This window comes from Okeania sp. (genome assembly GCF_983059655.1).
The window spans coordinates 1-8,947 of the sequence record NZ_CEZPJD010000077.1; the positions used below are offsets into that span (position 1 = coordinate 1).

8 protein-coding genes are annotated in these 8,947 nt (G+C 35.5%); 5 read left to right on the forward strand and 3 right to left on the reverse strand.

Annotated features, from left to right (window positions below; all coding sequences use genetic code 11):
* Positions 1-42 precede the first annotated feature (42 nt).
* The gene (locus AC3DU7_RS07070) at positions 43-714 is read left to right on the forward strand and encodes an Npun_F0813 family protein (protein WP_488038650.1); all 672 of its coding nucleotides are present in this window, start codon (positions 43-45) and stop codon (positions 712-714) included.
* A gap of 504 nt (positions 715-1,218) precedes the next feature.
* Positions 1,219-2,172 carry a hypothetical protein gene (locus AC3DU7_RS07075; protein ID WP_488038659.1) on the forward strand — a complete coding sequence of 318 codons (954 nt, stop codon included), beginning with the start codon at positions 1,219-1,221 and terminating at the stop codon, positions 2,170-2,172.
* Between the two features lies 1 nt (position 2,173).
* On the opposite strand, the gene dapB is transcribed toward AC3DU7_RS07075, so the two are convergent.
* Complete coding sequence (gene dapB / locus AC3DU7_RS07080) at positions 2,174-3,001, reverse strand: 4-hydroxy-tetrahydrodipicolinate reductase (protein WP_488038651.1); 828 nt, start codon at positions 2,999-3,001, stop codon at positions 2,174-2,176.
* 291 nt (positions 3,002-3,292) lie between these two features.
* Here dapB and bchI point away from each other — a divergent pair, with 291 nt between their 5' ends.
* The 3 genes from bchI (at position 3,293) to AC3DU7_RS07095 (ending at position 6,898) form a co-directional block, all read left to right on the forward strand.
* Entirely contained in the window at positions 3,293-4,390 is a 1,098-nt protein-coding gene (gene bchI / locus AC3DU7_RS07085; protein ID WP_488038660.1) for a magnesium chelatase ATPase subunit I, read from the forward strand.
* Positions 4,391-5,339: 949 nt separating this feature from the next.
* On the forward strand, positions 5,340-5,831 hold the full coding sequence (gene ruvC, locus AC3DU7_RS07090; RefSeq protein WP_488038652.1) for a crossover junction endodeoxyribonuclease RuvC: 492 nt from the start codon (positions 5,340-5,342) through the stop codon (positions 5,829-5,831).
* A gap of 260 nt (positions 5,832-6,091) precedes the next feature.
* The gene (locus AC3DU7_RS07095; protein ID WP_488038653.1) at positions 6,092-6,898 is read left to right on the forward strand and encodes a TPM domain-containing protein; all 807 of its coding nucleotides are present in this window, start codon (positions 6,092-6,094) and stop codon (positions 6,896-6,898) included.
* A gap of 589 nt (positions 6,899-7,487) precedes the next feature.
* Here the strand turns inward: AC3DU7_RS07095 and AC3DU7_RS07100 are convergent.
* Positions 7,488-7,988, reverse strand: a complete 501-nt coding sequence (locus AC3DU7_RS07100; RefSeq protein ID WP_488038654.1) for a hypothetical protein — start codon at positions 7,986-7,988, stop codon at positions 7,488-7,490.
* Positions 7,989-8,278: 290 nt separating this feature from the next.
* Positions 8,279-8,947 (reverse strand): CAAD domain-containing protein (locus AC3DU7_RS07105; RefSeq protein WP_488038655.1); only part of this gene is annotated, 669 nt, incomplete at its 5' end.

Consider the following 8,947-nt stretch of genomic DNA (forward strand, 5'->3'; position numbering starts at 1 on the left):
AATAGTACCCCAGGTAATTATGGGAGTCGAATGTAAAGTGTCATGTTTATTCTGAAAAGGCAAGATGTTGAAATTACAAGTATTCAACACCCAAAAAAGGATCAACAGATCCCTATTCTTAATTATCAAGGGCAAACTTTTCGCTTAATCAGTCTTTTTAAGGCCGAGCAAGCAGATGAAGCTAGATCCTTCTGGCGGGATTTAACAGATAATCGTGGTAAAGCTTGTGTTTTACTAGAGGAACCCGACAGATATAGTGTTTGGGGAAAAATCCGCTTAGAACAACTTAATAATGAAGACTCAAAAGATGAGGATACCATTGCCCCTTCTTTTATTCAGGGTTGTTTATTGCTAGTACAAGCTGTTTACTTTGATGTAGAAGATTTATTAGGTAATCGACAGGCTAAGTCTTTTCACAAGGACTTTACTAAGCTTCTTCAAAACAGGAACTTTCCTAATACTGATTCTCCTGATGCAACTAAGGCTTTATTAACTGTCGATCCTGTGAAACAATTACCACTACCTTCTTGGCGGGAAGTTCATCTATATACTTTACTGCAAGAAGTCCATCATTTAGGCGAACAATATTTTGGTAATTCCAATTTTGCTGAAGGTATTGATGAAATCTTAGAATCTATGTCTAGTACTGATAAAAGTCAGTTTATGGCTTGGCTGAATCAATTTCCTGAAGGTAAACAATGGGCAGTAAAGTAATTTAAAAAGTTTGCCAATATCACTTCTGGAGTTAGGTCATTTCAGTTATCAGTTATTAGTACCTCTATCTGTTTGCGCAGCATTCTGTAGGAAAGCGTTGGGATTGAAATCTGAAATATTCTATTTTTTTATCCCCTTATAAAGGGGAGGCTTTAGACGACAATTTTTCGGTAAAAAATTGATATTGGTCGGTCTAAATTAAATAAAATATTGCTACATAATAAGTTTACCATCAGATTGTATTTATATGTTTAAACAGCATTTAAAATCAAATAGTCTATCAATATTTTATTGTGTCCAATCTTGATTAAGACTAGGTTAAATTCATTAATTTTAATTTGATTGATGAAAAAAATCTATGTATTTAATATTGATTGGTCAAGAAAACAAAGTAAGTCTATTTTTATCTCCTGAGTACCTTTGATAAATCTCAAACAAAGACTAAAAATGGTAGAAATGGAGATAAAATATGTGTCCAAAGTTAAGCTTGATGAGAATATTCCTATGAGCAGCACTTCAGAAAAATCATCTACCCTGACTAAGTCCTTATTCTCAGCCCAGAGTATTGTAATTACTGGTCTTATTTGGGGCGTACTTGCCCTATTATTTTTTCTCCTGTTTAGCGTGCCTTTACCAGGTGAAGAATTACCTTTTTGGTACTCTGTTGGTACTTATATATTTGAATTGGGAGCTTACTTATTCGCCTCTATAGTTTGCTTGAGAAATTGGCAAAGTCCTCAAATGGTTAGCGGGCGCAATGTATGGATGGGCATTGGTCTAGGATTATTATTTTACTTTCTTGCTGGTTTAGTTTTTGGTTGTTGGGAACTACTTTGGGAACTAGACCCTGATGTTTCACTAGCAGATATTTTCTACGTTTTTTCTTACTTGTTCATTGGTTGGGGCATGACTTTAGCTGTAACTTCTAAACGATTAAATCTAGAATTTTGGCAGTGGGGAGTTTTAGCTGGAGTCGCAGTTGCAGGAATTGCTTTGGCTATTTGGGTCGCTGAACCTTCATTTTTTGGTATATCATCTATTCCAGATACTTCAGTCTTAGAAGAGGTAGATATAGAAGAAGTATCGGCTAATTTGGCTCCTTCTTGGGTAATCAGTATAGATAAAAACTTAGAACAATTTGCTTATAGCATAAACTTGTTTTATATCATTGCTGATGTATTTTTACTAATTATTGCTACTGCTTTACTTCTAGCTTTTTGGGGTGGACGTTTTTCTCAGTCTTGGCGCATGATTGCTGCTGCTACATTTTCTCTTTACATTGCTGATATGTATTTTAAGTGGTCAGATTCACGCGCTCAAGGAGATTATGAAAGTGGAGGTTTATTAGAGGTATTCTTTGTATTTACTGCGATTTTGTTTGGCATAGGTGCAGTTTTAGAGTATGATATCTCAACTCGTTCTCGCCAAAGTAGACGTAGTAGACGCAGTGGATCTTAGTTTAAAGTAGCTTTTCTAAACCATAAATTAATTTGGTTAAAGATTGAATTTTACGGATGGCTAATAAAACTCCAGGCATATAGCAAGACCTATCTGTTGTATCATGTCGTAAGGTATAAATTTGACCAGGCCCACCAAATATTACTTCTTGATGAGCAATTAAACCAGGTAAGCGTACACTATGAATCCTAATTCCTTCCTCTGCTAAACAACCTCTGGCCCCTTCTATTTTTTCTGTTTCTTCAACATTAGGTATATTGTAAGTCTTTCCTAGTTCTGATAACATTTCTGCAGTTTTAATTGCAGTACCACTAGGAGCATCAGCTTTTTGATTGTGGTGTAACTCAATAATTTCTACATGATCGAAATGCTGGGAAGCGGCGATCGCTGCTTGTTGGAGCAAAACCATACCAATAGAGAAGTTAGGGATTATTAGTGTACCAATACTGGCTTTTTCTGCAAATTCTGCTAAGTCCTGAATTTGCTCTGGACTAAGACCTGTAGTTCCTACCACTGGTCTGACACCATAAGCAATAGCAGAACGAACATTTTCGTAAACGCTATCTGGGTGAGTAAAATCAACCATTACTGCTGGTTGTTTTTCCTGGGTGGCCATTACTAGCATACCCTGTAAATCATTAATAATTGGCACTTCTAGTTCTCCACAACCACACAAATCACCAATATCTTGGCCAATATGCTCAGGTTGGTGGTCTATTGCACCAAAAAGAGTCATGTCACTAGCATTTGCTACAGCTTTTATTACTTCACGGCCCATCTTGCCCGCAGCACCATTAACAATCACAGGAGTAGAACTTTGGCTTGTCATAATTTCTATCAATACTAGATACTCGAAGTGAACATAGGCATTTTAAAGCATTTTATTTACTAACTTAAAGAATTCTCTATTTACCTATAGCCTATTGCCTGTTGCCTGGGTTTCCCGCTATATACCAATCCTAAATCTTTATGATAATTTTATTGCTTCAGTGTTTGTTATTTCCTGTTCCCTGTTCCCTGTTGCCTATTCCCTATTCCCCTACATAAAGAAATTCTAATTGTCCGTCAATGTGCAAAAATAAAAATTAGTAATCAGAATTTAGAGTCTACTGTGAGTCCAATCGCTCAAGCCAATAATACGGTAAATACATCAGTTAAACCAGCCGTCCCCAGAATTCGGGCTGTTTTTCCCTTCACTGCAATTGTCGGCCAGGAAGAAATGAAACTGGCCTTGTTATTAAATGTAATTGACCCCAAAATAGGGGGTGTAATGATTATGGGCGATCGCGGCACAGGTAAATCCACTACTATCCGTGCTTTAGCCGATCTGCTCCCAGAAATTGACATTGTTCTAGACGATCCTTTCAACAGCGATCCTCAAGACCCCGATCTAATGAGCGATGCTGTGCAAGGAAGATTAGCACAACAGCAAGAAATTGCCACAGTGAAAAGAAAAGTCCAAATGGTGGACTTACCTTTAGGAGCTACTGAGGACCGGGTCTGTGGTACTATTGATATTGAAAAGGCTTTATCAGAAGGGGTAAAAGCTTTTGAACCTGGATTATTAGCTAAGGCAAATCGTGGCATTTTATATGTGGATGAGGTTAATCTTTTAGATGACCACTTAGTTGATGTCTTGCTTGACTCAGCAGCCAGTGGATGGAATACTGTAGAAAGAGAAGGTATTTCTATTCGTCATCCTGCTCGTTTTGTGCTTGTTGGTTCGGGAAATCCAGAAGAAGGGGAATTACGGCCTCAATTACTGGACAGATTTGGAATGCACGCCGAAATTAGAACTGTTAAAGACCCTTCATTGCGAGTTCAAATTGTTGAACAACGTTCAGCTTTTGACCAAAATTCTCAAGAATTTTTATTAAATTACCAAATACAACAGGAGGAATTACAGGATAAGCTTGTAGGTGCTCAACAAAAGCTGAAGTCGGTGGAAGTTGATTATGATTTACGAGTGAAAATTTCTCAAGTTTGTTCTGAGTTAGATGTGGATGGTTTACGGGGAGATATTGTTACTAACCGTGCAGCAAAAGCTCTAGCTGCTTTTGAGGGCAAGACAGAAGTGACGGTGGAAGATATTAGTCGTGTGATTACAATGTGTTTACGGCATCGACTACGAAAAGATCCATTGGAAAGTATTGATTCGGGTGATAAGGTAAAGAAGGTTTTCAATAGAGTCTTTGGATTAGTGGAAGAGGAAGCTTAACGAAGTCAGAAGTCAGAAGGCAGAAGCGAGTGTGTAATTTTGAGGGAACCTCAGAATGCAAGACACACTCAAGACAGTCAGAAGTTATTTTTGTAACGGGGATTTTGAGCAATCTTCCAAAAATATTTGGCTTTAAAAGGCGGGGTTCAACAATTAATAATTAACAATTAACTCTCCTTGAAAAGAAGAGGATTAACGTAGTAGGGAAAATTTTTTCTTCTCTTGGTAGATTGGATATGGCAGGGTTTCCTTGCCATCCCACCCTCCGGGAAGCTCTGCTAACGACCACTTTTTTATTCTTTAAAGGAGAGGATTTAAACCTTAATTATTCGGTAAGTTTAGTTGAGCGGTGAAGAACCGAATTATTTTGATAAATTAATCATTAATCTTCTGAGTTGTAGTTGAATATTTTAGGAAGAAGCAGATTGTATAAAAGCAAGTTTTTGGCAATTAAAAAATTTGAGAGTTAATTTTTAATAAAAAACTTGTATTGATGTTTCCCCTAATTTCATCAAAAATTATTTTTAGTTAAATAAATTCAGTGAGCGATCGCTTCAAGTTTTTCAAAGAAGTAAAGAAGGAAGAAGGTGTTTAGTTATCTAGGATAAAAGGAAAAATATTGTTTTGTCTGAGTTTTATGCTTTTGGTATGTCTGCTTTCTTTGCTTCGACTGCTATATTATATTGCTAAGGAATATACAAATTGAGAATTTCAATAATTACAGCACTTTTTAGAATAGTGAGGTACACTTTTAAGGCTAATCTTTTTTTCCCTACTCCCTACTCCCTACTCCCTACTCCCTAAAGTCCTAAAATTTTGTATCTCATCAACTACAAAACTGCTGTAATAATTACCTATCCTGAAAACAGAATAATTAATATTTGTAGCTCATATACCACCAAATCTACTGTAAGTTTTCTCTTCAAAAATTATTCCTTATTAAATCAAGATGGAAAAGTTAATTATTGGATTAGACCCGGGTTTGGCAGTATTAGGATTTGGAGTAATTAAATGTGTTTATAATTCAAAAACAGGGAAAATAGATTCTACTTCTATGGTTGATTTTGGGGTAATTAAAACTACAAAAAAACAAGAAATGGGTGAGCGTTTAATCACCATTTATGAAGATTTACATACGATATTTAATACCTTTCAGCCAGACTTAGTAGCTACAGAGAAACTATTTTTTTATCGTATGAGCAGTACAATTTTAGTTGCTCAAGCTAGAGGAATTTTAATGTTAGTATTGGCTCAACATGGAATTCCATTAATAGAGTTTACACCCGCACAAATTAAAAAGGCACTAACAAGTTATGGCAATGCAAATAAATCTGATGTTCAACAAGCAGTAGCAAGAGAATTAGATTTAGAGGATATTCCTAAACCAGATGATGCTGCTGATGCTTTAGCAATTGCTTTAGCGGCAAGTTGGTTAAGTTGAGTTTGAAATTGTATCACTTATACTTGTTGTCTTAGCCATAAAAAATAGAAATTGTGATTTTTAATACATAATCAAATCCTAATTTATATTGGTAAGAGTCAATATTATTCAGTCAAAAGTTTCAAAAATATTAACATTGGCTGCGCATTTTATACAAATGTGAGTTAAAGTAAATAAATGTAAAGAAATATGAGATTTTTCTGAACCTTTTTTAATACAAGCATTTACTGTCCACTTTTGAGCTTAAAACTAAAGACAAAATGAAAAAACACTTTTTGAAAAATTTTTATTTATTAATTACAGCAGTTTTCGTAGCATTATCGATTTTTGCTCTAACCCCAGGGGTTGCCAACGCTTATGATAATCCTCAATTACTCCCCGAAGAAAAAACACCAATTATTGACTTAGCCAGAAACTTAACAGACATTCAAGAAGATATATTAGCCAAAGATTTAGAGCAATTTGAAACTGAAACTGGCTGGAAACTGAGGGTTTTGACTCAATTTGACCGTACTCCTGGTAGAGCAGTTAAAGATTTTTGGGAACTTGATAATAAAAGTGTTTTATTAGTAGCTGACTCCCGTGGCGGTAATATTCTGAACTTTAATGTTGGTCGTGCTCTTTATGAATTCCTGCCTCGGACATATTGGGTAGAGTTACAAACTCGCTACGGTAATCAATTTTTTGTGCGAGACCAAGGTGAGGACCAATCTATTATCCAATCATTAGAATCTATCAAAACTTGTTTACGTCAAGGTGGTTGTAACGTTGTACCAGGTTTACCAAGAGAGCAATGGATTTTAACTTTGATTACATCAGCGCTTGGCGGAGTAATTTGTGGTTTTGCAGCTCAACCCCGGAAACCAGACCAAGCTTTTTCTTGGCAGTGGGCGTTAATATTTTCTCCATTGTGGGGAATTTTGTTTATTGCTTTCGGAATTGGCCCAGTAGTGACGAGAACTTCAGATTGGTTGCCATTGACTCGTAATATTGCAGGTTTTTTGATTGGAGCTTTGGTTGCTTATTTGACTCCTTTTATGAGTCAATCTTCTCCTTCTGAAACATAAGAAGAAGGCAGAAGGCAGAGGATAGAAAGCAGAAGGGAAAGAAGAATTCAAAGGGAGAAGGTTTTTGTTTGCGTAAGCGGAACCGAGTTCTATCACGCTATTATCTGGACATGATACAAGTGGAGATAAAAAACACTTGGAACGAGAGCAAGATGCTCCCACTAAGCATCTCCAAATAATAACAAATTAAATTAATTCTCGTACTATATACATTTATTCTATTCTTTCTGCCTACTTTCTACTCTCTCTTTTTGTACAGTGAAAAAAATAATTAGGGTTTGCTTTTGATCTTTGTAAGAATCTACCCATAACCCCTCCCAGCAGGAGAAAAAGGGAGTAGGGAGTAGTTAGGAGTTAGAATAAATGAGGATTATAGAGTCAGTGACCATTCATCATAGTAAGAGTAATTTTTTTGCCCCTATCTTGACCAAAATCAGCTCCTAATTGAACCATTACTACCTAAAACTTCGTACTTTTTGATACTTAAAAAAGCTAAAACCTTTATCTACAAATACTTTTAGATTTATTCAACAAACCCTAATTAATAATTAATTGTTGAACTCCCTATCTACCCACACTGGGCAATATATCAATCTTCTTCTTTAGTAATTTTAATAACATAGGGATAATATTTATTTCTTTGGTAAGAACCTACCCATATTTCATAAGTACCTGAAAACCATTGACCCATAATTCCAGGATTTTTTCCTTCAAAGTCATCGTTACACCAACTTCCCCCAGGACCTCTAATTACTAATGTTGTATCTTCACTACTTTTAACTTCAAGTTTCAGGGATTGAAAAAAGCCATTTAAAATTAATCTATGATCTGGTTTTCGATCAATAAAACCTACGCAAGGTCCAGTTATCGTGTCATTTCTACCTGTTTTTTCTTTTGCAGATACAGGTCCTCCACTTAATCCTCTAATAATCATTCGGTTTTGAGGAGATTTTGGATACAGATTTACATCTTCAAATATGGGCGTCAATTGTAAATCTTGGGATAAAACAGGATTGATTTTCTGTATCCCAGCTAATGAAAATAATACTACTAAAAATAATGTTGTTTTTCTTCGTTTATTTCTATTCATGTAGGGTAGGGAGCTGTTTTCGGATAAAGAAATTCAAAAAAATTATTGGGGGGAATTTGAGAGGATATCTGAAAAGTTTTTTGATACTAAATTTTGCCCCCTAGCCCCCCAACTTTGGGGGGAACAAGAGTCAATTTGTTTCTAAAATTCCCCCAATTTTGGGGGATTTAGGGGGCTTGTATGTAGCAAATAGGATTTCTCAGACAACCTCTGAAGCAAACATTTTTTTTGTTTACTTTTAATTTTTAATTCCCCCCATGTTGTTTTCAGTATCTGAAACTATTAGAAGTTTAAGATTTTTTGCCAACAATTTCTGCTTTGATATCTTGAATTTTATCTAATAATTCTTGTCGATTAGATTTTCGCAGCAAATAACGGTAAACAAACCATACTGAATATCCGATACCTATGAATTCAAAGCTAATTGATAAAGTAGGAATTCCTTCTAAAGCTTCTAGGAAACCAAGAATTAACCTGAAGGTTAATATGATTAATATCAACGAACCAATTACTTTAAGCTGACGTTGATATGTTTGATAGAATTGACTAATGTAATCAGGAAAATAAGCAAAAGTATCGATCAATTTTTCTTTAATCTTTTGTAGTTGTTCACTATCAAAAGTTTCATTAGTTGTTGTCTCTACAGGTTGTTGGTCATCTAAGGTTGAAGTTTCTACTTGAGCAGCAACTTTTTGTTCTAGGGCTTCCGGTTTTGTAGTAATAGTTGTTGTTGTTGGTGGTTTTTCTACAGTAGGTTTAACATCTTTAGTTTCTTCTGTGGGAGTTACTGTTGGTGGTTTTTCTGCAGTAGGTTTAATGCTTTGAGACTTACCTTCGGGATTAGTAGTTGATTTCTGTTCTTCTACAGTAGGTTCAACAACTTTAGTTTCTTCTGTGGTAGTTGTTGCTTGTGCTTTATCTATCGTCGGTTTAACAACTTTAGTTTCTGCAGTTGGAGT